At 69.8% G+C, this 25,449-nt stretch carries 25 protein-coding genes and 1 pseudogene; 16 read left to right on the forward strand and 10 right to left on the reverse strand.

What is annotated here, in order from left to right:
• Nucleotides 1-28 precede the first annotated feature (28 nt).
• Together V5E28_RS17550 and V5E28_RS17555 are read left to right on the forward strand one after the other, a co-directional pair.
• Entirely contained in the window at nucleotides 29-1,207 is a 1,179-nt protein-coding gene (locus tag V5E28_RS17550) for an FIST signal transduction protein (RefSeq protein ID WP_336208192.1), read from the forward strand.
• Entirely contained in the window at nucleotides 1,204-2,160 is a 957-nt protein-coding gene (locus V5E28_RS17555) for an ROK family protein (protein ID WP_336207993.1), read from the forward strand. The genes V5E28_RS17550 and V5E28_RS17555 overlap by 4 nt, the downstream gene beginning before the upstream one ends.
• A gap of 8 nt (nucleotides 2,161-2,168) precedes the next feature.
• Here V5E28_RS17555 and V5E28_RS17560 read toward each other — a convergent pair whose 3' ends face one another.
• Nucleotides 2,169-3,575 carry a M1 family metallopeptidase gene (locus V5E28_RS17560; RefSeq protein ID WP_336207994.1) on the reverse strand — a complete coding sequence of 469 codons (1,407 nt, stop codon included), beginning with the start codon at nucleotides 3,573-3,575 and terminating at the stop codon, nucleotides 2,169-2,171.
• A gap of 73 nt (nucleotides 3,576-3,648) precedes the next feature.
• Nucleotides 3,649-4,758, reverse strand: a complete 1,110-nt coding sequence (hppD, locus tag V5E28_RS17565; RefSeq protein WP_336207995.1) for a 4-hydroxyphenylpyruvate dioxygenase — start codon at nucleotides 4,756-4,758, stop codon at nucleotides 3,649-3,651.
• A 103-nt stretch (nucleotides 4,759-4,861) separates the two neighbouring features.
• On the opposite strand from hppD, the gene V5E28_RS17570 reads away from it, so the two are divergent.
• Nucleotides 4,862-5,347: an Lrp/AsnC family transcriptional regulator gene (locus V5E28_RS17570; RefSeq protein ID WP_336207996.1), complete on the forward strand. Its 486-nt coding sequence runs from the start codon at nucleotides 4,862-4,864 to the stop codon at nucleotides 5,345-5,347.
• Between the two features lie 100 nt (nucleotides 5,348-5,447).
• A complete protein-coding gene (locus tag V5E28_RS17575; protein WP_336207997.1) occupies nucleotides 5,448-7,550 on the forward strand; it encodes a transglycosylase domain-containing protein in 2,103 nt (700 codons plus the stop codon).
• On the opposite strand, the gene V5E28_RS17580 is transcribed toward V5E28_RS17575, so the two are convergent.
• Entirely contained in the window at nucleotides 7,536-9,506 is a 1,971-nt protein-coding gene (locus V5E28_RS17580) for a thioredoxin domain-containing protein (protein WP_336207998.1), read from the reverse strand. The two genes, V5E28_RS17575 and V5E28_RS17580, sit on opposite strands and share 15 nt — an antisense overlap.
• Before the next feature lie 80 nt (nucleotides 9,507-9,586).
• Here V5E28_RS17580 and V5E28_RS17585 point away from each other — a divergent pair, with 80 nt between their 5' ends.
• The gene (locus tag V5E28_RS17585) at nucleotides 9,587-10,738 is read left to right on the forward strand and encodes a hypothetical protein (protein ID WP_336207999.1); all 1,152 of its coding nucleotides are present in this window, start codon (nucleotides 9,587-9,589) and stop codon (nucleotides 10,736-10,738) included.
• Here V5E28_RS17585 and V5E28_RS17590 read toward each other — a convergent pair.
• Genes V5E28_RS17590 through mca form a run of 3 tightly spaced genes read right to left on the reverse strand, consistent with a single transcriptional unit; the run spans nucleotide 10,724 to nucleotide 12,110 of the window.
• The gene (locus V5E28_RS17590) at nucleotides 10,724-11,017 is read right to left on the reverse strand and encodes a GNAT family N-acetyltransferase (RefSeq protein ID WP_336208000.1); all 294 of its coding nucleotides are present in this window, start codon (nucleotides 11,015-11,017) and stop codon (nucleotides 10,724-10,726) included. The two genes, V5E28_RS17585 and V5E28_RS17590, sit on opposite strands and share 15 nt — an antisense overlap.
• Nucleotides 11,007-11,183: a hypothetical protein gene (locus V5E28_RS17595; RefSeq protein ID WP_336208001.1), complete on the reverse strand. Its 177-nt coding sequence runs from the start codon at nucleotides 11,181-11,183 to the stop codon at nucleotides 11,007-11,009. The genes V5E28_RS17590 and V5E28_RS17595 overlap by 11 nt, the downstream gene beginning before the upstream one ends.
• 42 nt (nucleotides 11,184-11,225) lie before the next feature.
• A complete protein-coding gene (gene mca, locus V5E28_RS17600; RefSeq protein ID WP_336208002.1) occupies nucleotides 11,226-12,110 on the reverse strand; it encodes a mycothiol conjugate amidase Mca in 885 nt (294 codons plus the stop codon).
• Nucleotides 12,111-12,245: 135 nt separating this feature from the next.
• Here mca and V5E28_RS17605 point away from each other — a divergent pair, with 135 nt between their 5' ends.
• The 5 genes from V5E28_RS17605 to V5E28_RS17625 all read left to right on the forward strand — a co-directional run bounded on the left by V5E28_RS17605 (nucleotide 12,246) and on the right by V5E28_RS17625 (nucleotide 17,153).
• On the forward strand, nucleotides 12,246-12,662 hold the full coding sequence (locus V5E28_RS17605) for a DUF4307 domain-containing protein (protein ID WP_336208003.1): 417 nt from the start codon (nucleotides 12,246-12,248) through the stop codon (nucleotides 12,660-12,662).
• A gap of 107 nt (nucleotides 12,663-12,769) precedes the next feature.
• Nucleotides 12,770-13,270 carry a transcription elongation factor GreA gene (gene greA / locus V5E28_RS17610; protein WP_336208004.1) on the forward strand — a complete coding sequence of 167 codons (501 nt, stop codon included), beginning with the start codon at nucleotides 12,770-12,772 and terminating at the stop codon, nucleotides 13,268-13,270.
• A 134-nt stretch (nucleotides 13,271-13,404) separates the two neighbouring features.
• The gene (locus V5E28_RS17615) at nucleotides 13,405-14,523 is read left to right on the forward strand and encodes a C40 family peptidase (RefSeq protein ID WP_336208005.1); all 1,119 of its coding nucleotides are present in this window, start codon (nucleotides 13,405-13,407) and stop codon (nucleotides 14,521-14,523) included.
• A gap of 67 nt (nucleotides 14,524-14,590) precedes the next feature.
• Nucleotides 14,591-15,112, forward strand: coding sequence for a hypothetical protein (locus tag V5E28_RS17620; RefSeq protein WP_336208006.1), 522 nt, complete (start codon nucleotides 14,591-14,593; stop codon nucleotides 15,110-15,112).
• Between the two features lie 247 nt (nucleotides 15,113-15,359).
• Nucleotides 15,360-17,153 carry a phosphoenolpyruvate carboxykinase (GTP) gene (locus tag V5E28_RS17625; protein WP_336208007.1) on the forward strand — a complete coding sequence of 598 codons (1,794 nt, stop codon included), beginning with the start codon at nucleotides 15,360-15,362 and terminating at the stop codon, nucleotides 17,151-17,153.
• Nucleotides 17,154-17,279: 126 nt separating this feature from the next.
• Here V5E28_RS17625 and V5E28_RS17630 read toward each other — a convergent pair whose 3' ends face one another.
• Nucleotides 17,280-17,492: a hypothetical protein gene (locus V5E28_RS17630; RefSeq protein WP_336208008.1), complete on the reverse strand. Its 213-nt coding sequence runs from the start codon at nucleotides 17,490-17,492 to the stop codon at nucleotides 17,280-17,282.
• A gap of 53 nt (nucleotides 17,493-17,545) precedes the next feature.
• On the opposite strand from V5E28_RS17630, the pseudogene V5E28_RS17635 reads away from it, so the two are divergent.
• From V5E28_RS17635 to V5E28_RS17655, 5 genes and pseudogenes are all read left to right on the forward strand, one after another.
• Nucleotides 17,546-18,099, forward strand: a pseudogene (locus V5E28_RS17635) (multinuclear nonheme iron-dependent oxidase).
• Nucleotides 18,096-18,935 carry an amidohydrolase family protein gene (locus tag V5E28_RS17640; protein ID WP_336208009.1) on the forward strand — a complete coding sequence of 280 codons (840 nt, stop codon included), beginning with the start codon at nucleotides 18,096-18,098 and terminating at the stop codon, nucleotides 18,933-18,935. The pseudogene V5E28_RS17635 and the gene V5E28_RS17640 overlap by 4 nt, the downstream one beginning before the upstream one ends.
• A 28-nt stretch (nucleotides 18,936-18,963) precedes the next feature.
• Nucleotides 18,964-19,521, forward strand: coding sequence for a hypothetical protein (locus V5E28_RS17645; RefSeq protein ID WP_336208010.1), 558 nt, complete (start codon nucleotides 18,964-18,966; stop codon nucleotides 19,519-19,521).
• A 55-nt stretch (nucleotides 19,522-19,576) separates the two neighbouring features.
• Entirely contained in the window at nucleotides 19,577-20,338 is a 762-nt protein-coding gene (locus V5E28_RS17650; protein ID WP_336208011.1) for an isoprenyl transferase, read from the forward strand.
• Between the two features lie 207 nt (nucleotides 20,339-20,545).
• On the forward strand, nucleotides 20,546-21,865 hold the full coding sequence (locus V5E28_RS17655) for a PhoH family protein (RefSeq protein ID WP_336208012.1): 1,320 nt from the start codon (nucleotides 20,546-20,548) through the stop codon (nucleotides 21,863-21,865).
• A 1-nt stretch (nucleotide 21,866) separates the two neighbouring features.
• Here V5E28_RS17655 and V5E28_RS17660 read toward each other — a convergent pair whose 3' ends face one another.
• Genes V5E28_RS17660 through V5E28_RS17670 form a run of 3 tightly spaced genes read right to left on the reverse strand, consistent with a single transcriptional unit; the run spans nucleotide 21,867 to nucleotide 24,444 of the window.
• Nucleotides 21,867-22,364 (reverse strand): hypothetical protein, encoded by a 498-nt coding sequence (locus tag V5E28_RS17660; RefSeq protein WP_336208013.1) that lies wholly within the window; start codon nucleotides 22,362-22,364, stop codon nucleotides 21,867-21,869.
• Nucleotides 22,361-23,773 carry a HAMP domain-containing sensor histidine kinase gene (locus tag V5E28_RS17665; protein ID WP_336208014.1) on the reverse strand — a complete coding sequence of 471 codons (1,413 nt, stop codon included), beginning with the start codon at nucleotides 23,771-23,773 and terminating at the stop codon, nucleotides 22,361-22,363. Before V5E28_RS17665 ends, V5E28_RS17660 begins: the two co-directional genes overlap by 4 nt.
• A complete protein-coding gene (locus V5E28_RS17670) occupies nucleotides 23,770-24,444 on the reverse strand; it encodes a response regulator transcription factor (RefSeq protein ID WP_336208015.1) in 675 nt (224 codons plus the stop codon). Before V5E28_RS17670 ends, V5E28_RS17665 begins: the two co-directional genes overlap by 4 nt.
• 285 nt (nucleotides 24,445-24,729) lie before the next feature.
• Between V5E28_RS17670 and V5E28_RS17675 the strand changes: the two genes are divergently transcribed.
• The gene (locus V5E28_RS17675; protein WP_336208016.1) at nucleotides 24,730-25,422 is read left to right on the forward strand and encodes a lytic transglycosylase domain-containing protein; all 693 of its coding nucleotides are present in this window, start codon (nucleotides 24,730-24,732) and stop codon (nucleotides 25,420-25,422) included.
• Nucleotides 25,423-25,449 lie beyond the last annotated feature (27 nt).

Here is a 25,449-nt window from a genome sequence, read left to right on the forward strand (position 1 = left end):
GCCGAGGGAGGCGAGAGGCGTGGCACTGATGACGAGCCGCTTCGCTGACGGCCTCGCCGTGGATTCCGACCTGGTGACAGCTGCGGAGAGGGCCGTCGGCCAGGCGCTGGCGAGGCTCAGCGGTCAAGCCGACCTGGTCTGCTTCTTCATCTGCGGTGACGATCCGGATGACGTCGCCAGAGCCGGCGAGCGCGCGATGAGGCTGGCGCCCGAGGCACAGGTGATCGGTTGCAGCGCCACCGGAGTGATCGGGGACGGGCAGGGGGTGGAGCTGACGCCCGCCGTGAGCGCCTGGGCGGCCACCCTCGAAGGGGCGGAGATCACCACGTTCGCGCTGGAGACGCTGACCGCCGAGGACAGGTTCGTGGTCGTCGGGCTGCCCGAGCGCGGCGTCGACGACCATGTGGCGATCATCCTGGCGGACCCCTACTCCTTCCCGACGGACGCCTTCGTCGAACGGTCCGTGGAGGTGCTCGGCGACCTGCCGCTGATCGGCGGGCTGGCCAACGGGCTGCAGGGCCGCGGGTCCGTCCGGCTGTTCGCCGACGGCGAGGTGTACACCGAGGGCGCCATCGGCGTGCTGATCAGCGGCGCCGTGCGGGTGAGCACCGTGGTCAGCCAGGGTTGCCGCCCGATCGGACCCAGCATGGTCGTCACCCGCTGCGAGGAGAACCTGCTGCTGGAGCTGGCCGGGCAGCCCGCGCTGTCCCGCCTGGAGGACATCGTCAGCGAGCTCGACGAGGACGACCGCGAACTGGTGGCCGCCGGCCTGCAGATCGGCGTGGCCATGGACGAGTACGCCGAACGCCACGAACGCGGCGACTTCCTGATCAGAGGAGTGATCGGGATCGACCCCGAACGCGAGGCCGTGGCCATCGGCGACATCGTGGACGTCGGCCGGACCGTGCGTTTCCAGGTGCGCGACGCCGCCACCGCCGACGAGGACCTCTACGACCTGCTGGACGCGCACCGGGAGGAGCTCGGCAGGGTCGACGGCGCGCTGCTGTTCTCGTGCAACGGCAGGGGCTCGGCGATGTTCGGCACCGCCGACCACGACCCCGTCGCGCTGCGCGACACGCTGGGCCCCATCGGCATGGCCGGCTTCTTCGCCGCCGGCGAGGTCGGCCCGGTCGCCGGTCACAACCACGTGCACGGCTTCACCGCCTCCGTGCTGGTCTTCTCCTCCGGCTCGGCGGGCGGCGAGTGATCCTCGCGATCGACGTCGGCGGCACCAAGATGGCCGCCGCCCTGGTGGACGCGGACGGCATCCCGCAGCGGGCCGCGCGCGTCGCCACCCCGCTGGACGCGGACGCCGAGACGCTGTGGAAGACCCTCGCCGACCTGGTCGAGCCCCTCTGCGGCGGGGTCGACGGCGTGGGGGTGGGCTGCGGCGGGCCGATGACGTGGCCGGACGGTGAGGTGTCACCGCTCAACATCCCCGGCTGGCGCGGCTTCCCGCTGCGCGCCAGGCTGGCGGCCCGCTTTCCCGGCATTCCTGTACGGATACACAACGACGCCGTCTGCGTGGCCGTGGCCGAGCACTGGCAGGGCGCCGGCCGGGGCAGCGCCGACATGCTCGGCATGGTGGTCTCGACCGGGGTGGGCGGTGGGCTCATCCTCGGTGGGCGCCTGATCAACGGCGGCACCGGCAACGCCGGGCACATCGGACACGTGGTGGTGGCGCCCGACGGTGGGCCGCCGTGCGGATGCGGCGGCCACGGCTGCCTGGAGGCGGTCGCCAGGGGGCCGGCGCTCGCCGCGTGGGCGCTGGCGCATGGGTGGACGCCGAACTCGGCGGGGCCGGATGGGCGGGCGGAGCCGTACCGGGAGGATCGGGCGGTCACCGGACGCGCGCTGGCCGCCGACGCGCTGGCGGGCGACGAGGTGGCCGTGGCCGCGATGCGGCGGGCCGGGCGAGCGCTGGGTATCGCGATCGCGTCCGCCACCCACCTGTGCGACCTGGACCTCGTGACGATCGGCGGCGGCCTGTCGCAGGCCGGCGAGCCGCTCTTCGGGCCGCTGGAGGAGGCGCTGCGCGAGCACGCCCGGATGGACTTCGCCCGCCGTGTCAAGGTGACGCCCGCCTCCCTGGGGCAGGAGGCCGGGCTGGTCGGCGCGGCCGCGCTGATCCTGGCCGCGGAGAGCTACCAGGCGCCGTAGCGCCTCGGTCAGATCGTGGGGCGCCTGGGCTGGAAGAGCCAGGCGTCGAAGAGCGAGTCGAGCTGCTTGCCCGACAGGCGCTCGGCCAGTGCGACGAACTCCTCCGTGGTGACGGTGCCGTACTGGTGCTCGCCGGCCCAGGTCTTGAGCACCTTGAAGAAGGTCTCGTCCCCGATGGCCTCGCGCAGGGCGTGCAGGGTCATGGCGCCCCGCCCGTAGACCGACTCGTTGAACAGGTCGCCGGGCTGGGCGCGGCCCGGTGGGTATTTCCAGATCGGGTCGGTCGCCTGGCGCGCGTAGAAGGTCTGGAAGAGGGCGTCGGCGGTGTTGGTGCCCTCGTGCTCGGCCCAGAGCCACTCGGCGTAGGTGGCGAAGCCCTCGTTGAGCCACAGGTCCCGCCAGCGCTTGATGCTCAGGCTGTTGCCGAACCACTGGTGAGCCAGCTCGTGGGCGATGATGTCGTCGTCGGGGTCGAATCCGCCGTAGAGGGGCTTGGTCTGGTTCTCGAGCGCGTAACCGGCGGAGAAGTCGTCGACCACGCCGCCCGTGGAGGAGAACGGGTAGGGGCCGAACACGGTCCCCCAGTAGTCGGTGATCTCGCCGGAGACCTCGTAGAGCCTGTCGAGCGAGTCGTTGAACTTGGGGTCGACCGCCGCCAGGTTGCGGATGCCGTCCGGGGTCCTGCCCTGCCGCAGCTGGAACTTGCCGACCGTGGCCGTCGCCAGGTAGGTGGTCATCGGGTGCGCCTCGCGCCACCTGAAGGTGGTCCTGCCGTCCACGGTCTCCGGCTTGCCGGTCAGCTCGCCGTTGGCCAGCGCGGTGACGCCTTCGGGCACGGTGATCTCGAAGTCGAAGGTGGCCTTGTCGGCGGGGTGGTCGTTGCCGGGGAACCAGGTCTTGGCGCCGTTGGGCTCGCAGGCCACGAACGCGCCGTCCGGAGTCGGGATGAAGCCGTAGCTGCCGAGGTTGGAGGAATTCTGGATCGGCTCGGGCACGCCGGAGTAGGTGACCTTGACGGTGAAGGCCGCCCCCTGACGCAGCGGCGTGGCAGGGGCGACGGTCAGCTCGTGCTCCTCGCGGGAGAACGTGGCGGCCGCTCCGTCGACGGAGATCCCGCTCACCTCGAACCCCTTGAGGTCGAGGTTGAACCGCTTCAGCGCCTGCTTGGCCGTGGCCTTGATCGTCGCCACGCCGTCGAGGCGCTTGCCGGAAGGGGTGTAGCCGAGCTTGAGCGAATAATGGGAGACGTCGTAGCCGCCGTTGCCGTCGAGGGGGAAGTCCGGATCGCCGATGCCTGGCGCCCCCACCTGGGCGGAGAGCCGCTCAGCCGGGCGGGCCGCCCCGCTGGACGGCCCGCAGGCGATCATGCTCAGCAGCGCGGCCAGCGCGGCGGCCTGCCGGTTGGTGGACCTCATCTGCGGCCAGTCTCCCTTCGGTGCGTGACCGCAAGCCTACGCCGAGTCAGGCGGCCGGGGAGACGCTCCGGCTTCAGAGGTTGCCCCGACGCTCCTGCTCGCGCTCGATGGCCTCGAACAGCGCCTTGAAGTTGCCCTTGCCGAACCCGAGCGAGCCGTGCCGCTCGATGAGCTCGAAGAAGACCGTGGGCCTGTCCTGAACCGGCTTGGTGAAGATCTGCAGCAGGTAGCCGTCCTCGTCCCGGTCGACGAGGATCTTGCGCTTCTTCAGTTCCTCGATCGGCGCCCGCACGTTGCCGATGCGGCCGCGCAGCTCGGGATCGTCGTAGTAGGAGTCAGGCGTGTCGAGGAACTCCACGCCGGCCGCGCGCATGTGGTCGACCGTGGTCAGGATGTCGTTGGTGGCCAGCGCGATGTGCTGCACGCCGGGCCCGCCGTAGAACTCCAGATACTCGTCGATCTGCGACTTCCTGCGGCTGACGGCCGGCTCGTTCAGCGGGAACTTGACCTTGCGGGTGCCGTCGGCCACGACCTTGGACATCAGCGCCGAGTATTCCGTGGCGATGTCGTCACCGACGAACTCCGCCATGTTCGTGAAGCCCATGACGGTGCGGTAGAAGTCCACCCACTCGTCCATCTTGCCGAGCTCGACGTTGCCGACGCAGTGGTCGACGGCCTGGAACAGCCGCCCGTTCTTGGTGGCGGGCGGGGCGACGAGCGGCTCGGCGGGCACGTAGCCGGGCAGGTAGGCGCCGCCGTAGTTGGACCTGTCGACGAGCGTGTGGCGCGTCTCGCCGTAGGTGGCGATCGCCGCGAGCACCACCTTCCCGTGCTCGTCCTCCATCGTGTACGGCTCCGCCAGGCCACGGGCGCCGTTGGCGACGGCGTGCTGGTAGGCGGCCTCCACGTCCGGAACCTCCAGGGCCAGGTCGATCACCCCGTCGCCGTGCTCGGCCACATGCCGGGCCATCTCGGCGCCGGGCCTGATCGAGGCCCGGAGCTCGAACCTGGCGCTGCCCGAGGTGAGCACGTAGGCGACCTCGTCGCGGCTGCCGTTCTCCGGCCCCCGGTAGGCCACCAGCTTCATGCCGAACGCCGTCGAGTAGTAGTGGGCCGCCTGCTTGGCGTTGCCCACGGCGAACACCACGGCATCCATCCCGTTCACCGGAAAGACATCACTCATGCTGCCAACTGTCGTTTTACCTGGACGAGTTGTGCAAGAGTGACTTCAAGCGGTGGACAATATGCCCACCCCTGAAGCGAAGTCGCCGGAGAATCTGTACACCATGACGATCGATGAGCTGGACGCCCGGTTGGTCGCGCTGCTGTCCGCCGAGCCGAGACTCGGGGTGCTGGAGTGCTCACGCAGACTCGGTGTGGCCCGCGGCACCGTCCAGGCGAGGCTGGACAGGCTGACCGCCAGGGGGGTCATCACCGGCTTCGGCCCGGACATCTCGACCGAGGCGCTCGGCTACGACGTCACCGCGTTCGTCATGATGGAGATCCGGCAGGTCGCCGGGCATGACCCGGTCGCGGATAGACTGGCGCTCATCCCTGAGGTGCTGGAGGTGCACACCATCACCGGTGGCAGCGATCTGCTGTGCCGGGTGGTGGCCCGGACCAACGCCGATCTGCAGAGGGTTATCGACCAGATCGTGGACGTTCAGGGCGTGCTCAGGACTTCTTCGATCATCGCCCTGGATACCCCGGTTCCATACCGAGTCCTGCCGTTGGTCGCCGATGTCCCTCGCCGCGGAGTGCGCGGGTCGTAGCATCGGCAGAGGGACGATGCACCGTTATCGATCGTTTACCCTTGGACGTTCGCCCAGATGACGGGGGGTCGGACAGACGTGATCGGGTGGTGGTGACGGCATGCGGAAGCGCCGAGTGCTCCGTGTTCTGCTGATTGTTTTCGGCTCGGGGTTCCTCGTGCTGGCCGCGCTCTTCGGCGTCGCCTGGACGATGACCCCCATTCCGGACAGCACCCAGAAGGACGCCACGGCACAGGGTTCGGTCATCTATTACCGCGACGGCAAGAGCGTCATCGCCCGGCAGGGCGTCGACCGCCGCAACGTCGAGCTGGCCAGGGTGCCCGAGCATGTCCGCGACGCCGTGATCGCGGCGGAGAACCGCTCGTTCTACGAGGACAGCGGCGTCTCGGCCAAGGGCACCACGCGCGCCGTGTGGTCCACGCTCACCGGCCAGCAGCTCCAGGGCGGCTCGACCATCACCCAGCAGCTCGTCCGCAACTACTACAGCGGCCTGAGCCAGGAACGCTCCGTCACCCGCAAGATCAAAGAGATCATGATCTCGATCAAGGTCGACCAGTCCAAGTCCAAGGACTGGGTGCTGGAGCAGTATCTCAACACCATCTATTTCGGCCGCGGCGCCAACGGGGTCCAGGCTGCGGCCCAGGCCTACTTCGGCAAGGACGTCGACGAGCTCAGCGCCTCAGAAGGCGCCTATCTCGCCGCGGTCATCCAGCAGCCCAGCCGCTTCGCCGACCCCAAGGGCGCAGACCTCGACGCGGCCAAGGCCCGCTGGCAGTCGGTCGTCCAGGCCATGGCGCAGACCGGCGGGCTCACCGCCGAAGAGGCCGCCGCGCTGAAGTTCCCCGAGCTCACCGCGCCCAGAAAGCCGTTCCAGCTCAAGGGGCAGGCCCAGTACATGCTGGAGCAGGTGACCGCGGAGCTCAACCGGCGCGGCTACACCGACGAGGACATCAACGGCGGCGGCCTCAAGATCGTCACCACCTTCGACAAGAAGCTCATGGAGGCGGCCGAGCGCGCCGTCAAGGACACGTTGCCTGAGTCCACCCCCACGAAGGTGCGCACCGGCCTGGCGGCGGTCGACCCGGCCAGCGGCGAGGTCATCGCCTTCTACGGCGGCAGCCCCAGCCGGTCCAAGTACGACAACGCCTTCTCCGCCAAGGTGATGGCCGGCTCCACGTTCAAGCCCTACACGCTGGCCGCCGCGCTGGACAACGGCTTCGACCTGTCCACCAGGGTGAACGGCAACTCCCCGATGCGGGTGGCCTCCGACCCGGCCAACCCCATCCCCAACGACAGCGGCCGCTCCTACGGCCGGATCAACCTCGTGGGCGCCACCCAGAACTCCGTCAACACCGCCTTCGTGGACCTGGCCCAGAAGGTGGGCGCCGACAAGGTGGCCGCCACCGCCGAGGCCATGGGCATCCCGGCCGGGCAGCTCGAGCCGCATGTGCAGGCCGCCACCTTCCCGCTCGGCGTGGCCTCCGTGAGCGCCGTGCAGAACGCCTCCGGCTTCTCCACCCTCGCCAACGGCGGCGTCCACATGGAGGCGCACGTGATCAAGCGCGTCACCGGCGCCGACGGCAAGAAGAACACGATCGAGCCGGTGGCCACGCAGGCAGTCGCCAAGCAGGCGGCGGCGGACGCCACCTATGCGATGCAGCAGGTCGTGCAGTACGGCACGGGCACCGCGGCCCGGCTCTACGACCGTCCCGTGGCGGGCAAGACGGGCACCACGGACGACTCCAGGTCGGTCTGGTTCAACGGCTTCACGCCGCAGCTCGCCGTCGCCGTGAACATGTTCCGCGACGACAACAAGACGGTCGACATCCCCGGTTACGGCGTGCAGTTCGGCGGTCAGCTGCCCGCCCAGGTCTGGCGGGCGTTCATGACCGAGGCCATGCGGGGCGAGCCGGTCGAGGAGTTCCCCGAGCCGTCGAGCCTCGGCTACGAGCCCGACTACGCGGAGCCGGAGCGCGACTACGACCAGCGCGACGAGATGCCCACCCGCCAGCCGGACGACTGGCAGGACGCCCCGGACCCCGACGTGACCGAGCCCCCGGTCACCGAGCCCTCCGACGAGCCGAACCCCGTCGAGGAGGAGCGGGAGGTGCCCGAGCAGGACGCGGGGCTGCCGACCGAGGCCCCCGCGGTGCCTACGGGCCGGCTCGACGACGGCGCGGGCCGCCCCTCACCGTTCGGCTAGCTGCGCCCGCAGGTCTTCAGGGCTGGTGACGGGCATCCGGCAGGTGAAGCCCCGGCACACGTACGCTGCCGGCGCCCCGGCGATCCGCTCCCGCCCCTGCAGCAGCGGCGGGACCTCTCCGGACGCGGAAGCGGGGTCCCCGGCGCCCAGCGCCACCACCAGGCCGGGCACGTCCGCGAGGTAGGCCTCCCGGTGCAGGATCGCGGTGCGCGGGTCGTCGGGCGGCCCGACGACGGCCACCTCGACCGGCCCGTCGAGCGCCGCCCGCGCCACCGCCAGCCCCCACCCGGCGAAGCGGGCGTGCTTGGCCGCCAGCACCGAGACCGTGCCGAGCGCGCCGTGCGCCGCCTCCCGGTGCCGGCTGGAGCCGGTCAGCGCCGCGTACGACAGCAGCGCCCCCGCCGCGGCGTACTGCCCCGACGGGGTGGCGTTGTCCGTGGGATCCTGCGGCCGCTGGAACAGCCGCTCGGCGTCGTCGGCGGTGTCGTAGAAGCCGCCGGTCCCGTCGCCGAAGCGGCGGAGCACGGTGTCCAGCAGCCTGCCCGCCAGGCGGAACCAGCGCGTCTCCCCGGTCGCCCCGTACAGCGCGATCAGCCCTTCGGCCAGGTTCGCGTAGTCCTCGAGCACTCCGGCGTTCGCGCCCGCCCGGCCGTCGCGCGAGGTCCGCAGCAGCCTGTCCTCGTCCACGTGCACCTCGTCGAGCAGCACCGCGGCAGCTGTGGCCGCCTCCACGAGGTCGGGCCGATCGAACGCCATGCCGGTCTCGGCCAGGGCCGCGATGGCGAGCCCGGTCCACCCGGCCACCACCTTGTCGTCGCGCCCGGGCCGTACCCGGTGCTCTCTGGCGGCGAGCAGCCGCGTGCGCACGCTCTCCAGTCGCGCCGGGTCGTCCGGGTCGCGCAGGAGCTGCAGCACCGACGTGCCGTGCTCGAACGTGCCGGTCACCTCGAAGACCTCGGCCGCCCACCGCCCGTCGTCGTCGCCGAGCACCTCGCGCAGCTGCTCAGGCGTCCAGACGTAGAAGCGCCCCTCCTCGCCCTCGCTGTCGGCGTCCAGCGCCGAGGCGAACCCGCCCTCGGGCGTCCGCATCTCGCGCAGCAGCCAGTCTGCGGTCTCCAGCGCGATCCGCCGTGCCAGCGGCCCTCCGCCGGCCTTCCACCAGTGCGTGTAGACCCGTAGCAGCAGCGCGTTGTCGTACAGCATCTTCTCGAAGTGCGGCACCACCCAGCCCGCGTCCACGCTGTAGCGGGCGAAGCCGCCGCCGAGCTGGTCGTAGAGGCCGCCCCTGGCCATCGCATCGAGGGTCCTGCCGCTCATCTCGCGCTCGCCGGACCGCAGCAGGAACTCCAGCGCCATGGACGGCGGGAACTTCGGCGCCCGGCCGAACCCGCCGCGTTCCGGATCGAACGACTCGCGCAGGTTGCGCACGGCCAGCTCCAGCGTCTGCGCGGTGGGCTGCGGCCCGCTGGGCAGCGTGGTGCCGGTGCCGAGCGCCTCCACCACCTTCGAGCCCTGCTCCAGCACGGCCGCCCTGTCGTTGGTCCACGCGCTGGACAGGCCCGTCAGCAGCCGCTGGAACTGGGGACGCGGGAAGTAGGTGCCGCAGTAGAACGGATGCCCCTCGGGGGTGGCGAACACGGTCATCGGCCAGCCGCCCTGCTGGGTCATGGCCTGGGTGGCGCTCATGTAGACGGCGTCCACGTCCGGGCGTTCCTCGCGGTCCACCTTGATGTTGACGAAGTGGTCGTTCATCAGCCGGGCGGTGTCCGGGTCCTCGAAGCTCTCGTGGGCCATCACGTGACACCAGTGGCACGCCGAATAGCCCACGCTGATCAGCAGCGGCACGTCGCGGCGGCGGGCCTCGGCGAACGCCTCCTCGCCCCACGGGTGCCAGTCGACGGGATTGCCCGCGTGCTGCAGCAGATATGGGCTCGTCGCATCCTGCAACCGGTTCATCACTTCACCTTAGACGCCGGGCCGTCTCCGCCCGGCGCCCAGGTGTCGCCGCCGGGCGGCGGGGGCGTAGGTTACGGATCGTGGATCTCGACTACGTCTGCGCGCACGCCGGCCGCCCCGCCGCCTCTCTGACCCGCAGGGACGTCGCGCGCGCGTTGCTCGCCGTGCCTTCGGGGGTGGCGCTCGTGGCGCTGCCCGACCTGCGGCGGGCGCTGATGGCCGCGGGCAACCCGCTGTCGTTGCCGTTCTGGGAGTCGGCCAGGACGACGCTCGGCTCCATCGAGTCGGGCGCCGCCACGGTCGGCGACGTGCAGCGCTGGGTGGAGTCGACGGGGAGCGAGCCGATCCTGATGACGCCGAGCTACTTCGTGTGGCCGGAGGAGGACGAGCGCGGGCCGGTGGCGGGGGAGATGTTCGACCTGCTCGTCGCCTATCTGGAGGAGCGGGTGCGCTCGGGGGAGATCGACCCCGACGCGCTGGCCACCGGTGACCACGGGGTCCGCCGCGCCTACGAGGAGCTGCAGGAACGCTGGCTCAGCACGCCGCTGCCGGACGGGCGGGTGCCCGGCTTCGCGGTCAGCGACGAGCAGGACGAGGAGCTGTTCGCGGCCTGGGACGAGGAAGAGGCGCTGGCGCTGTCGGAGCTGCACCGGATCATGGGCGAGCTGGGCAAGAAGCCGGAGCTGCCCGCCGCCGACCTCGTGCGGGCCGGCGCGCGGCTGCGTGAGCTGCTGGACCGGCCCGGCTTCCCGGCCAACGTGCTGCGTGCCTGCGCGGGGTTCGACGAGCAGCCGATGCCGGACGACGACATGGAGCTCTGGCTGGCGGTGGCGGCGGGGATCGCCGGGCCTGTCTCCGACCTGTCGGAGGAGACGGACCTGCTGGAGGAGTTCGCGGACCTCGACGGCGAGCTCAGCGACGAGGACACGGTGCTGGCCAACCTGTGCGCCATCCAGCACGCGGACTGGCTGGCGGCGGTGGCCGCCCTGGTGAGGCTGGGCCCCGGGGTGCTCGCCTCGCCCGAGAGGATCGCCCGGCTGATCTCGGAGTCGGAGGACATCGACGCCTACGACGAGACGCCCGACGACCTGGACGCCACCGAGGTGCTGTTCGGGCCGGTGGTGAGCCTGTGGGCGCGGCTCGGCATCGTCGACGAGGACGGCGTGCTCACCCCGCTGGGCTGGTGGGGCCTGCCCGCGGCGCTGGAGCGCGCCTGGTCAGCCGCCGACTGATTCGTCGACCAGATCCTTGTAGGCGGGATGGCGCTCGATGTAGGACGCCACGTAGGGGCAGAGCGGCACGACCCGCAGCCCGGCGTCGCGGCCGGCGTCGAGGGCGTGCTTGACCAGCTTGCCGGCCAGCCCCTGTCCCTCCATCTCGGGCAGGACCTCGGTGTGGGTGAACACGATCTTCGTGGGCATCAGGCGATAGTCGGCGAATCCGGCGACCTTGCCGTCCACGAGAATCTCGAACCGGCTCTCCGCTGAGTTGTCGGCCACTTCAATCGGCATCTGTTCGGCTTTCCTGCTTGTCCACGTCGGCCTCGTGCGGCACTTCGATCCTGGCGATCTGCTTGTTCATCGACTTGATCAGAAGGTACAGGGCCACGCCGATGAGGGCCACCACGGTGAAGCCGAGCAGACCCGGGCTCACGTCACCTGCTGCTAGAACTGTCACCCTTTCAGTCTGCCACCTGGGGGCGGTGCCCCGCCCGTCGGCTCAGTGGCAGGCCGGGGAGGTCTCTTCGGCGTGGATCCCGGCGAACAGGTCCTCCTCCGGCAGCTCGGTGTCGACCAGCGAGCGTGCCAGGTGGTAGTCCTCGGTCGGCCAGATCTCCTGCTGCAGCTCGCGCGGGCAGCCGAACCAGAAGCCGTCCGGGTCCACCTGGGTGGCGTGGGCGAGCAGCGCCTCGTCGCGGAGCTGGAAGTAGTCGGCGCAGGGCACCCGCGTGGTCACCGGCCACTTGGCGGGCCGGTCCTCCCAGCGGGAGATCCAGTCGGCGTAGGGGGAGCCGAGGCCACGCTCGGTCATCGCCTCGTGCAGCGCCTCGAACCGCTCCTTGGTGAAGCCCATCTGGTAGTAGAGCTTCAGCGGCTGCCACGGGTCGCCGGTGCCGGGGTAGCGGTCGGGGTCGCCCGCGGCCTCGAACGCCTCCACCGAGACCCGGTTGGTCATGATGTGGTCGGGGTGCGGGTAGCCGCCGTCGTCGTCATAGGTGATGATCACATGAGGCCTGAACTCGCGGACCGCGGCGACCAGCGGGGCCGAGGCGTCCTCGAGCTTCTGCAGGGCGAAGCAGCCCTCGGGCAGCTCCTCCTCCTCGTTCTCCGGCAGCCCGGAGTCGATGAAACCCATGAAACGCTGCTGCACGCCGAGGATCTCGCGCGCCCGGTCCATCTCGGCCCTGCGCACCTCGCCGATGTTCGCCACGATCTCGGGACGGTCCATCTTCGGGTTGAGCACGGAGCCTCGCTCGCCGCCGGTCAGCGTGCACACCAACACATCCACGCCTTCACGGACATAACGCGCCATCGTCGCAGCGCCCTTGCTCGACTCGTCGTCGGGGTGGGCGTGGACGGCCATCAGCCTCAGCGGTGCACTCACGGGCTCGATGTCTCCTCAGTAGGGACCGATCACTTGCCCTGACAGGTTAGTTTCTGCTGGGCGGTCGCGAGGGCGTGGCCCCCGCAGGCGACAATTGTCTCGGATAACGCTCAGGGAGTGCAGGGAGATTCCGCCATGGCCACCAGAGATGTCGAGAACGGGCCCGTTCTCGGCACACCCGACGACTTTCCGGACCGTCCCCAGCGAGGCGGCCGGCTCGTCGTGCACGTCGTGATCGGCGTGCTCGTGGCCATCATCGCAGGTGGATGGGGTTATGTGATGTGGTCGATGACGGGCAGCGGCACCGGCGCGGCGGCGCAGGTGGTGTCGTTCGACGTCGGCCCGGCCCAAGCCGAGATCACCTTCACGGTCAGCAAGCCGTCGGACCGGGCGGCGGTCTGCCGTCTCAGGGCCACGGACGTCGGCCACGCAGAAGTCGGCAGCAAGGAAGTAAGAATTCCGGCTGGTGAGGGTAGTAAGCAGCTCAAGGAACGCCTGGACACCAGTGCTCAGGCCACGTCCGTTCACGTCCAGTACTGCAATCTCGTATAGTGAGACATTTGGGGAAGCGTTCGGGCGGTGGGCTTGTTAGCCTGTCGCAATTCAACCGCATGCAACCTTCAGTGATCTCAGGGCCCCCTAGCTAGCAAGGAGAACCCGTGGCCGACTCTCGCGATGAGAACGTCACATGGCTGACGCAGGAGGCGTACGACCGCCTGAAGGCCGAGTACGAATATCTCTCGGGGCCCGGGCGCGTCGACATCGCCAAGAAGATCGAGGCCGCCCGCGAAGAGGGCGACCTCAAGGAGAACGGCGGCTACCACGCGGCCAAGGACGAGCAGGGCAAGATGGAGGCCCGGATCTTCCACCTCCGGCAGATCCTGGACAGCGCGCAGGTGGGCGAGGCCCCCAAGACCGAGGGAGTGGTCGGCCCCGGCATGACGGTGACCATCCGCTTCGTCGGCGACGACGACGAGGTGACGTTCCTGCTCGCCTCCCGCGAGGAGAGCGGCGCTCCGATCGACGTCTACTCGCCGAGATCCCCGCTCGGAGCGGCGATCAACGGCAAGAAGATCGGTGAGAAGGCGACCTACAGCATGCCCAACGGTCGTCAGAACACCGTCGAGATCCTCGAGGCTGTGCCGTACATCGGCAACTGACCCCCGAAGAGACGCACCGCCGGGCCCACGCAGGCCCGGCGGAGCTTTCGCGTTCCTCCGGCATCCGCCAGGACCTCGGCTTCCTGGTCCGCACCAGGAGACGGCGTGACGTCCGCAGGCTGATCCCGTTCATCGTGGTGACGCTGGTCGCGGTGCTGACCGCCGACGTGCTGCTGCTCGTGGAGATCAGGCGGCCGGCCGAGCCGGCCCTCTCGAACGCCGTACGGGTCCGCCCGGCGCCGCAGCAGAGCCTGATGGCGCAGTCCAAGACGGTGCAGCCGGTGGCGCCGCTCGACGGCCTGCGCAAGCCCAACCTCTTCGTGGTGACGCGCAGGCACTTCACCCAGGCGCACTTACAGAAGATCGCCCGTCTGCCCGGGGTGCGCGCGCTGGAGCTCGCCGACGCCGCCAGCATCACGCTCGACGGCAAGCGGGTGCAGACGCTCGCGGTGGATCCCTCGTCCTTCCGCGCCTACACGCCGAAGGTGACGGCCGCCTCCGACGCGCTGTGGAGCAATGTGGCGGCCGGCGACGTCGCCGTCTCGTTCGTGCTGGGCAACGACGGTGGACTGGCGCTGCACAGCAAGGTGAGCGGGCCGGCCGGGCCGCTGCGGATCGGCGCCTACGCCACCACGGGTTTCGGCGCGGTGGACGCGGTCGTGTCCAAGCAGACCGGGCGCGCGCTCGGCCTGCCGCGTGACAACGCGCTGATCATCAGCGCCCCCAAGGCCAACTCGGCCAAACTGCGCGACAAGCTGGTCAAGCTGCTGCCGAAGGGCACCCAGACGGCCATGGTCAACCCGGTGCTGCCCGCGCCGCAGACCGGCAGGCAGAGCTGGCCGACCGGCTCCTTCATGTCCGGCGCGCAACTCACGACGGCTCTGCAGGCCGCCGTCTCCAAGCTCGGCAGGCCGTACGTGTGGGGCGCCGAGGGGCCGACCACCTTCGACTGCTCGGGGCTGGTCCAGTGGGCCTACGCCCAGGCCGGAGTGCGCATGCCGCGCGTGACGCACCAGCAGTGGGTGACCGGCCCGCAGGTGTCGCTCGACCAGGCGCAGCCCGGCGACCTGCTGTTCTGGCGCAACGATCCCACCAACCCGGCCTACATCTCGCATGTGGCCATCTACTGGGGCAACGGCAAGATGCTGCACGCCCCCCGCACCGGTGACGTGGTCAAGATCGCCCCGGTGAACCGGCGCAACCTGGCCGGAGTGGTCAGGGTGAGCCCGCAGGCCGCCGCCAGGGTCCGCTGAATCCTCCGTACGAGAACGTCTCGGTATGACGCGTGCTTTTGGCACGCTGCTATGTAATGTTAATTACATGGCAAGCGATGAGGTCACTGTGCAGATACGCGGCTGGTTCACCGGGCGGCTTCCCGAGGGCTGGTTCACCGGCGCACCCCAGGTCACGAGGGACCGCGAGGAGATCGCGGTGGTCGGCGCGCTGCCCGAGCCGCCGGCCGGCGTGGAGGAGACCGAGCGGGCCGCCCTCATCGACGGGCTGATCGGCCGCTTCAGGGAAGAGACGCGGGAGCGGCGCATCGAGATCGCCAAGGAGGCCGAGCGCAGGTTCCGCCAGAAGGTCTCGTGGGGCGTCACGTGCGGTGACGAGACTGTGATGTTCACCACACTGTCCGTGCCCGTCATGACCAGGTTGCGGCAGTCCGAGCGGCAGGTCCTGGACACGCTGGTGGCCGCGGGAGTGGCGCGCAGCCGCAGCGACGCGCTCGCCTGGTGCGTGCGCCTGGTGGGCCGCAACACCGACACCTGGCTGGGCGAATTGCGAGACGCCCTCCAGCACGTGGACCGGGTTCGCTCCGCCGGCCCGGACCTTCATTCTTGAGAGTACGCAGCGAAAACGCGGCGCCGAATGGACTAAACCATTCGGCGCATTGGTTTAGACCAGCCGCATTGGCCTAAACCAATGCGCGGATGCGTTTCTTTAAAACGTGTTCCGGTGGGTAGGCTCCCCCAATCGTCAAGGCCGCTGCCTGCGGCGACACCCAGGTCAGAGGTCTACGCCAATTGGCTTTCGGGTGCCGTCGTCGTTAATGATGAGCAGGCCCTGAGAGAGTGGAGGAGCCGCAGCCGTGTCCGTTTCCGTAGAAGTTCCCGCCCCGACCACCAATGCGGAATTGGTCGCGTGGGTGAACGAGATAGCAGCCCTTGCCGAGCCGGACCGGATCGAGTGGTGCGACGGTTCGGAGGAGGAGTGGACGCGCCTGACCAACCTCCTCGTGGACCAGGGCACCTTCACGCGCCTGGCCAAGCGTCCCAACAGCTTCTACGCCACCTCCGACCCGACCGACGTGGCCAGGGTCGAGGACCGTACCTTCATCTGCTCCGAGCGCGAGCAGGACGCGGGGCCGACCAACAACTGGATCGCGCCCACCGAGATGCGCAGGACCCTCGGCGGGCTCTTCGAGGGCTGCATGCGCGGCCGCACCATGTACGTGGTGCCGTTCTGCATGGGGCCGCTCGGCGGTGAGATCTCGCAGCTCGGTGTGGAGATCACAGACTCGCCTTACGTCGTGGCGTCGATGCGCATCATGACCAGGATGGGCGATCGGGCACTGCGCCTGATCGAGGAGCGCGGCGAGTTCGTCAAGGCGGTCCACAGCGTCGGCGCGCCGCTGCAGCCCGGCGAGCAGGACGTGCCGTGGCCGTGCAGCTCGACCAAGTACATCAGCCACTTCCCCGAGACCCGTGAGATCTGGTCCTACGGCTCCGGCTACGGCGGCAACGCCCTGCTCGGCAAGAAGTGCTACGCCCTGCGCATCGCCAGCGTGATGGCCCGTGACGAGGGCTGGCTGGCCGAGCACATGCTCATCCTGAAGCTGACGCCTCCGTCAGGGGAGACCCGCTACATCGCGGCCGCCTTCCCCAGCGCGTGCGGCAAGACCAACCTGGCCATGCTCCAGCCGACCATCCCCGGCTGGAAGGTCGAGACGGTCGGCGACGACATCGCCTGGATGCGCTTCGGCGACGACGGCCGCCTCTACGCCATCAACCCGGAGGCCGGCTTCTTCGGCGTGGCGCCCGGCACCGGCGAGGTGACCAACGCCAACGCGGTCAAGACGCTCTGGGGCAACAGCATCTTCACCAACGTCGCGCTCACCGACGACGGCGACGTGTGGTGGGAGGGCCTGACCGACGAGCCGCCCGCGCACCTGACCGACTGGAAGGGCCGCTCGTGGACTCCTGACAGCGACGAGCCCGCGGCTCACCCGAACGCCCGTTTCACCACTCCCGCCTCCCAGTGTCCGACCATCGCCCCCGAATGGCAGGACCCCAAGGGCGTGCCCATCTCGGCGATCCTGTTCGGCGGCCGCCGCGCCACCGCCGTGCCTCTCGTCACCGAGTCGCTGAGCTGGGAGCACGGCGTCTTCCTCGGAGCCAACGTCGCCTCCGAGAAGACCGCCGCCGCCGAGGGCAAGGTCGGCGAGCTGCGCCACGACCCCTTCGCCATGCTGCCGTTCTGCGGCTACAACATGGGCGACTACTTCGGCCACTGGCTGAAGATCGGCCGCCGCAGGGGCGCCAAGCTGCCGCGCATCTACTACGTGAACTGGTTCCGCAAGAACGCCGACGGAAAGTTCATCTGGCCCGGCTTCGGCGAGAACAGCCGCGTGCTCAAGTGGATCGTGGACCGCCTCAACGGAGAGGCCAAGGCCGTGCCCACCCCGATCGGGCTGCTCCCGGACTCGCTCGACACCGAGGGGCTCGACCTGCCCGAGGAGGACCTGCGCACGCTGCTGACCGTCGACCGCGAGGTGTGGCGCGAGGAGGCGGCGCTGATCCCGGCCCACTTCGACAAGTTCGGCACGCACCTGCCCAAGGAGCTGTGGGAGGAGCACAACGCGCTGCTGGACCGCCTCGGCTGACCGATAGGCGCTCGACACGGCGCCGGCCGTCCTCGTGACGGCCGGCGCCGTTCGCGTCTCACGGCGCGCCGTCGGCTGAGGAACTTCCGCCGGGTGCCGGCCGTCCGATGGTCAGGAGAAGAGGATTCAAGGGGGCTCCATGGAAGCTTCGCCATTCATCTTCGTGGTGGCCGTCTGCGGGCTCCTGGCTGCGGGAGTCTGGACGACGGCCAGATCCATCAGGCGAGGCCGCGACCAGGCGGGGGCGTCCCACCGCCTGGGCACGAGCTGGCCCTCCTGGCCGGCGGCCAGGAGCGCCCGCCCGGCGGGGATGCGGGCGAAGGAGGCCCGCCAGGTCATCGGCGCCGGCCCGCGCGCAGGACGCCCTACCGGTCCCGCTGGCGCTGGAGAACGTGGCCGCCCTCTTCGGCTGGCCGGAGGACGAACTGACGGACGCCCAGTTCCTGGCCGAGCTGGTCGACCGCACCGGAGTCCTCCTGCTCATCGACGTCGCCAACCTCTACACCAGGTGAACCTCGGCCTGCCCGCCGTCGCCGCCCTGGACGCGCTGCCGCTGTCACGGCTGGCGTACGTGCACGTCGCCGGAGGCCAGGAGCACGGCGGCATCTGGCACGAGACGCACACCGCCTCAGTCCCGGAGCCGGTGCTCGACATCCTCTCCGAGCTGTGCGCCCGCACCACCCCGCCGGGGGTGCTCCTGGAATGGGACGACGACTGCCCGAGCGACGCGGCCCTCGCCACGGAGCTCTCCCGGGTGGCGACCGCGGCCATGACCGCCGGCGCGGATCCCGGCCAGGACGACCGCCCCGGAGCGCTCCGGGGACGACGTGGAGGCCGCCCGGCGGCGGCTGGCCGCGGCGCAGGAGCGGCTGGTCGCCGCCCTGGTCGCCGGTGCGGAGCCGGCGTCTTGCTCCGTCTGCGGAAACATCCTAGGTTCTGCGTGTGATTGTCGACGCGCACCAGCATTTCTGGAATCTTGAGACCGGCGACTACCCCTGGCTGACCCCCGACTTCGGAGTCCTCCACCGGACCTACGCGCCTCAGGATCTGGCTCCCGAGCTGGCCGCGGCAGGGGTGGACGGCACGGTGCTGGTGCAGGCGGCCGACTCCTTCGCGGAGACCGACGCGATGCTGGCGCACGCGGACGCGCACGACTTCATCGCCGGGGTGGTCGGATGGATTCCGCTCACCGATCCCGAAGGGGCGGCCGAGGCCGTCGGCCGCTACCGGGGACGTCCGAAGTTCGTCGGCGTCCGCCACCTGATCCACGAGGAGCCCGACCCCGACTGGCTGATCCGGGACGGAGTGCTGGACTCGCTGGGCGTGCTCGCGGAGGCGGGGCTCACGTTCGACGTCGTCTCGCTGCTGCCCCGGCACCTGGAGCACGTCGTCACGCTGGCCACGCGCCATCCCACCCTCAAGATCGTCATCGATCACCTGTCCAAGCCCCGGATCAAGGACCGCGAGTGGGAGCCCTGGGCCACGGGGCTCGCCGCCGCCGCCGCGTTGCCGAACGTGTACGCGAAGGTCTCCGGGCTGGTCACGGAGGCAGACCACGAGCGGTGGACGGTCGAGGACCTGCGCCCCTATGTCGAGTACGCCGTCGACCGGTTCGGCCCCGACCGGCTGATGTTCGGCAGCGACTGGCCGGTGGCCCTGCTGGCCGCCGACTATCAGACGGTGTGGCAGGTCACCCACGCACTGCTCGGCGGCACCGACACCGAGCAGGTGCTCGGCGGCACCGCCGTCCGCTGCTACGGGCTGACGGCGCCGCAGGTTTAGCCACCTTTCGGGGGGAACGCTCATCTGCGTGGGAGGACTGCGCTGCGTCGACGGCTCTTACCTGAGCGTGACGCCTGTGGCATGCACCGACAGCCTCGGCCGGCCGTACGAGATCACGCTGGAATTGTGCCGCGACGGCGTGCCCTACGGGACCGTCGGCGAGCGGTGCGGCTGGCTGCTGGCGCGGCTGGCGCGCGGTGTGGAAGCGGCGCGCGCGGGCCCCGGGCAGGCCGGGCGCTGGCCGGATCCCGATGACCGGTTCCCGGAGGAGGAGGCCGGCAGCGAGCTGTTCGCGTTCCGGTATGACACCAGGTGGGGGGTGGTCGCCGGTGGCGAGCTCCGCTGTCAGCTGCGTACCCTCCCCCTCTGGGTGCCCCGCGACGGAACGCGCGGCGAGTGGCGGCTGACCCGCAGGGCCTATGTGGAGGCCTGGGGGACGAGCGGGCTGGGCACCCGGGCGGTGCTCACGTCGGCGGAGCTGGTCGGGTTCGTGCGCAGTCTCGTGGCCGAGGCCGAAGGCTGCCTGAGCGGCAAAGATCCGGCGGGCAATCCTGTTGTGGACACGGGCACGGGCGAAACGCGGTGATAATGGCCTGTTAGGTCAGCCGACCTGAGGCACTGCAGCGCTGGGGAGGGACTCCGTGGGCCTGCGCGATCTGGTCTACCGGGTGTACGAACGCCGGTTGGAGGCCAAGCTGTCCAAGGACAGCATTCCCCGGCATGTCGGGGTCATCATCGACGGCAACCGCCGCTGGGCGAGAGCCATGGGGATGCGGGACGTCGCCACTGGTCACCGCAAGGGCGCCGACAAGATCTCCGAGCTGCTCACGTGGTGCCGCGAGACCGGGGTCGAGGTGGTCACGGTCTGGATGCTGTCCAACGACAACCTCAACCGGCCCAGCGAGGAGCTGGAGCCGCTGCTGGGGATCATCGAGGACGTCACCCAGGAGCTCGTGGACCAGGGATGGCGGATCAGTCCGGTAGGGGCGCTTGACCTGCTTCCCGACAGGACGGCGAATGTCCTGAAAAATGCAAAAGAAGTCACATCACACCGTCCCGGCCTGATTGTGAACGTTGCAGTTGGGTATGGAGGAAGGCGTGAGATTGCCGATGCGGTGCGCTCACTCCTGCAGGAGCATGCGAGCAAGGGCGCGAGCATCGAGGACCTCGTCGAGGTGCTCGATGTCGAACATATCGCGGAGCATCTCTACACCCGTGGCCAGCCCGACCCGGATCTTCTCATCCGGACCTCGGGCGAGCAGCGTCTATCGGGCTTCATGTTGTGGCAGAGCGCTCACTCCGAGTTCTACTTCCACGAGGCTTACTGGCCCGACTTCCGCAGGGTGGATTTCCTGCGGGCGCTGCGTGACTACGCTGCGAGACACCGACGTTACGGTTCCTAACGGGACATCTGGGTATCCAGGACGTAACGTTGGAAGTGTCCGGTCACAGACCGAACACTCCGGAGAGGTCCCGCCTTTGCGCCAACACATGCCGAGGGGGGCCGGAACCCGGCACCGCCGGCACGTCGCGGTCGGGGATGCGGGTCCGGTCCGATTCCCGCCTCGTCTGCAGGGTGCCCGATCGCCTGGGCGCCCGGGGGAGAACGTGTGGCAGTGTCCTCGAGCAACCCTTCGACCCACCCCGCCAAGCGCACGTATGTGCTGGACACCTCGGTCCTGCTCGCCGACCCGGCGGCAATGACCCGCTTCGCGGAGCACGACGTCGTCCTTCCGATCGTCGTGATCACGGAGCTGGAGGGAAAGCGGCACCATCCCGAGCTGGGTTATTTCGCAAGAAAGGCCCTGCGCTACCTCGACGACCTGCGCGTTGAGTACGGCAGGCTGGACGAGCCGATGCCGACAGGGGACGGCACGATCAGGGTTGAGCTCAACCACAGCGATCCATCCATCCTGCCCGTCGGGTTCCGCCTGGGCGACAACGACACGCGCATCCTCACCGTGGCCCGCTCGCTGGCCGCGGAGGGTTGCGACGTCGTGCTCGTCTCCAAGGACCTGCCGATGCGGGTCAAGGCGGCCTCGATCGGCCTGGCGGCGGAGGAATACCGCGCCGAGCTGGTGATCGAGTCCGGCTGGACCGGGATGGCCGAGGTCCAGGTGACCGCGGAGGACGTCGAGACGCTCTTCGACGCGGGCTCGACCGATCTGGAGGAGGCCAGGGACCTGCCGGCGCACACCGGCCTGCGGTTGCTGTCCGCCAAGGGGTCGGCACTCGGACGGGTGCAGCCGGACAAGTCGGTGCGGTTGGTCCGCGGCGATCGCGAGGTGTTCGGCCTGCACGGCCGCTCCGCCGAGCAGCGGATCGCGCTCGACCTGCTCATGGACCCGGAGATCGGCATCGTCTCGCTCGGCGGCCGGGCCGGCACGGGCAAGTCCGCCCTGGCCCTCTGCGCGGGCCTGGAGGCGGTCCTGGAGCGCCGCCAGCACCGCAAGGTGGTCGTCTTCCGCCCCCTGTACGCCGTCGGCGGTCAGGAGCTCGGCTACCTGCCGGGCAGCGAGGGCGAGAAGATGGGCCCGTGGGCGCAGGCGGTCTACGACACGCTCAGCGCCGTCACCACGCCCGAGGTGATCGAGGAGGTGCTCGACCGCGGGATGCTGGAGGTGCTCCCGCTCACGCACATCCGCGGCCGGTCGCTGCACGACGCCTTCGTGATCGTGGACGAGGCGCAGTCGCTGGAGCGCGGGGTGCTGCTGACCGTGCTCAGCCGCATCGGGGCCAACTCGCGGGTGGTGCTCACCCACGACATCGCCCAGCGTGACAACCTGCGGGTCGGGCGGCACGACGGCGTGGTGGCCGTGGTGGAGAAGCTGAAGGGGCATCCGCTGTTCGCGCACGTCACGCTGACGAGGTCGGAGCGCTCGCCGATCGCCGCGCTGGTGACGGAGATGCTGGAGGACATCACCATCTAGGTCATTTGTGCTCGCCGCACGCGATCCGCCTCTCCGTGGTGGGGGGGCGGTCCGCGTACTTGCGGACGATCTTGACCTCCTCGACCGACGCGTCCTGCAGGGCGGTGCAGACGATCTGCGCCTTGGCGAGCACGCTCAGCGTGCCGTCGCCTCTGATGAACACGGTGAGCGTCGAGGTTCTGGGCAGCTTGACCTCGTCGCGCGGGATGGGGTTGAGCGAGTCCTCGATCCCCTCCAGGGCGAAGCCGCGCAGCGCGGTGTCCCGATCGCCGAGCGCCTGGGTGGAGGCCGCGAAGAGGGCTGTGAGCAGGCTGCTCACAGAGTCGGAGTCCACGTCGGCGGGCTCCAGCGTGAGCTCGCCGTCCTTGAGCAGATAAATGGTCTTGGACGGAGGCGGGACCTCGACGACGGGCGACCCGGCTCTGTCCACCACGTCGGTGGGCGAGATGCCGCAGGCCGCCGCCAGAAGCAGCGTGGCGAGCGCGAGAGAGCGTCTCATGCGTGCGGGAGCCAGACCGTGAAGAGCGTGCCGGGATTCTGCTCCCGTACGGAGATCGTGCCGCCGTGCAGCTGCGCGTTGGCGCGCGCGATCGCGAGCCCCAGGCCGCTGCCCTGGCTGCGGGTGCGGCCCGCACCCGCCTTGAAGAAGCGGTCGAAGACGTGTGGCATCGCCTCCGGCGGGATGCCCTTGCCGTGGTCGCGCACCTTCACCTCCAGGCCGTTCTGCGTGGCCCTCGCGTTGACCATCACCGGAGCCGCCCCGTGCTTGAGAGCGTTGCCGACGAGGTTGGCCACGATGACGTCGAACCTGCGCGGGTCCAGGCTGACGGTGAGGCTGCGGGAGGCGTTGACCCGGACCTCCTCGCTCCAGCCCCGCACTTCCAGACAGTCCTGAATCGCGTCCGCCACGTTCACCGGCTCCAGGTTGAGCGTGGCCGTGCCCGCGTCGAAGCGGCTGATCTCGATGAGGTGCTCGACCAGCTCGCGCAGCCGCTCGATCTCGCTCAGCACGAGCCGCACGGCCTCGGCGGGCGCCTGCGGCAGCCGGTTGGCCTCCTCCGAGAGCATGTCCGCCACCGCCGTCATCGCGGTGAGCGGGGTGCGCAGCTCGTGCGAGACGTCGGCGACGAACCTGCGTGACATCGCCTCCAGCGAGCGCAGCTCGGACACGCTCAGCTCCAGTGCCGCCGCCGCGTCGTTGAACCGGGCGGTGAGCTCGGCGAGCTCGTCGTGCCCGTGGACGGGCAGACGGGTGTCCAGACGGCCCTGGCCGAGCGCCTGAGCGGCCGCGCTGAGCCGCCTGACCGGCAGCAGCACCCTGCGCGCCGACAGCACCGCCACCACCAGGGCGATCAGCACGATGGCCGCGCCGCCCTGGGTCAGCCTGACCCGCAGTGTGGCCAGCTGGCTCTCATCGTCGCGCATCGGGAAGAAGACGAACGCCCGTAGCCCGGTGGCCTCCGGCGTCTCTCCGTTCTCGCGGTAGACCTGGGCGCCGACGATGAGCCAGAGCTCGCTGTGCACGACCTTGCGCTGGGTGACGATGTTCCGCTTGGATCTGCCGTACAGCTCGTTGGGCACGTCGCGCATGGTCATCGGGCCGTCGGCGTGCGCCAGGCCGCTGTACTCCAGCACGACGCTGCGGCCGGGGCCGTCGAGCGACTGGGCCAGGATGGACAGCTCCCTGGCGCCGGCCGCGGCCTCGCCCGGCCGGAGTTTGCCGATGGGGAAGCTGATCCGGTTGAGCTCCCTGGTCACCAGGTCGACGGCGGAGTCCTCGGCCCGCTTGATCAGCGCCGCCTTGGCCAGCTCGAACCCGATGGTGGCGACGAGGACCGAGGCGGTGACGGCGACGAGGGTGAAGGTGAAGACCAGGCGCGCACGGAACCCGGTGGGCAGCCGGATCACGGAGGGCTGAACCGGTAGCCGAACCCCCGCACGGTGTGGATGAACACCGGCTCGGCGGGCCTCGGCTCGATCTTCGCCCTCACCCGCTGCACGCACGCGTCCACCAGGCGGGAGTCCGCGACGTGGGTGTGGTCCCAGACCGCGCGCAGCAGGTAGCGCCGGTTGAGCACCTGGCCGGGATGGCGCACCAGCTCCAGCAGCAGCCGCAGCTCGGTGGGCGTCAGGTGGATCTCCTTGTTGGCCAGCGTGACCTTGAGCGCGCCTCTGTCGATCACCAGGTCGCCGAACCCGATGCGGTCGGAGGCGGCGGACTCGGCCCTGCGCAGGATGGCGCGGATGCGGGCGTCCAGCACGCGCGGCTCGACGGGCTTGACCACGTAGTCGTCGGCGCCCGCCTCCAGGCCGACCACCACGTCCAGGTCGTCGCCCCGCGCGGTGAGGAGGATCACGGGAAGCTGGTCGATCTTGCGGATGCGGCGGCACACCTCGACGCCGTCGATGCCGGGCAGCATGACGTCGAGGATGACGATCTCGGGCCGGCGCGAGCGGATGTGGTCGAGTGCCTCCTCGCCCGTCACGTAGGACGTGACGGAGTGTCCCTGCCTGGTCAGCGCCAGCTCCAGGGCCATGCGCACGGAGGGGTCGTCTTCGACGAGAAGGATGCCTGCCACGCGCACATTATTAGTCCATGTCGCGTATATCCGTGTTGTGTCATGAAACTGTGACGTGCTGTAGATGTAGCCCCGAAATCCTTGCGGGAGCCTGAATACGGTCCTCCCTTCGGTGACGGGCGCCCGAAGGGCGGACCGCCCCAGTGTGACCAAAATCACATCTGTCGGGAAAGGGCGGGCTAACCTGCCGGTTAGCCAATGGAAGGCAAAGCGAATACCGCGTATCGGTTGCGGACCACCCCCCAGGACAGGGCAAGCTCATGGACCGTGAGCCATGGTCCGAAGTTGAGTGAGCGCCCCGCGCAGAGAGCCTCGCGCTCGTCACGCCGGCGCTCGCGGCTGACCCCGAAGCGGGTAGTGATCATCGGCCTGTCCGCCGTGATCGTCTTCGGCGGTGGCGGCTTCGTCGCCTACCGCGCGATCGACAACGCCAACACCCCGCCGCCGGACGTGCTGTCGCTGGAGGACCTCGGCAGGCTCGCCGGTGGTGAGTTCGGCACGCCCGACCCGAAGACCGACGCGCTCAAGGAGGCCGCGATCCAGGCCCACAAGGCCGACGAGCTGAAGGCGGCGCGCGACGGCAAGGAAAGCCTCGACGTGATCGAGGTGAAGAAGAAGGGGCCCGGCGGCGACGGCTTCCCCCCGGCCAACTTCCCGCCCGGCAGCGACCCGTCACCGGGCAGCAACAAGGCCACGGCCAAGAACATGCTCTCCTCCTTCGGCTTCGGCGAGGACCAGTGGGGCTGCCTGGAGAAGCTCTGGATGAAGGAGAGCGGCTGGAACGAGCGGGCGATGAACCGCTACTCCGGCGCCTACGGCATCCCGCAGTCCCTGCCGGGCACCAAGATGGCCAGCGCGGGCGCCGACTGGCAGACCAACGCCGCCACCCAGATCAAGTGGGGGCTCGGCTACATCAAGGGCCGCTACGGCACCCCCTGTGGAGCGTGGGGACACTCCCAGGCCAGGGGATGGTATTAACAGGTCAGCTTTCCTTCTGTAATCGGC

It is taken from the genome of Nonomuraea sp. LPB2021202275-12-8, assembly GCF_037044575.1.
GTDB lineage: Bacteria > Actinomycetota > Actinomycetes > Streptosporangiales > Streptosporangiaceae > Nonomuraea.

Bases quoted from the DNA above. Each gene is read 5' to 3' on its own strand.
- V5E28_RS17580 (WP_336207998.1), bottom strand. From the start codon at position 9,506: ATGAACCGGTTGCAGGATGCGACGAGCCCATATCTGCTGCAGCACGCG.
- V5E28_RS17590 (WP_336208000.1), bottom strand. From the start codon at position 11,017: ATGCCGATTGAAGTGGCCGACAACTCAGCGGAGAGCCGGTTCGAGATT.
- V5E28_RS17620 (WP_336208006.1), top strand. From the start codon at position 14,591: ATGGCAAGCGATGAGGTCACTGTGCAGATACGCGGCTGGTTCACCGGG.
- V5E28_RS17660 (WP_336208013.1), bottom strand. From the start codon at position 22,364: ATGAGACGCTCTCTCGCGCTCGCCACGCTGCTTCTGGCGGCGGCCTGC.
- V5E28_RS17550 (WP_336208192.1), top strand. From the start codon at position 29: ATGACGAGCCGCTTCGCTGACGGCCTCGCCGTGGATTCCGACCTGGTG.
- hppD (WP_336207995.1), bottom strand. From the start codon at position 4,758: ATGAGTGATGTCTTTCCGGTGAACGGGATGGATGCCGTGGTGTTCGCC.
- V5E28_RS17630 (WP_336208008.1), bottom strand. From the start codon at position 17,492: ATGACCTGGCGGGCCTCCTTCGCCCGCATCCCCGCCGGGCGGGCGCTC.
- V5E28_RS17560 (WP_336207994.1), bottom strand. From the start codon at position 3,575: ATGAGGTCCACCAACCGGCAGGCCGCCGCGCTGGCCGCGCTGCTGAGC.
- V5E28_RS17575 (WP_336207997.1), top strand. From the start codon at position 5,448: ATGCGGAAGCGCCGAGTGCTCCGTGTTCTGCTGATTGTTTTCGGCTCG.
- V5E28_RS17570 (WP_336207996.1), top strand. From the start codon at position 4,862: ATGACGATCGATGAGCTGGACGCCCGGTTGGTCGCGCTGCTGTCCGCC.
- V5E28_RS17605 (WP_336208003.1), top strand. From the start codon at position 12,246: ATGGCCACCAGAGATGTCGAGAACGGGCCCGTTCTCGGCACACCCGAC.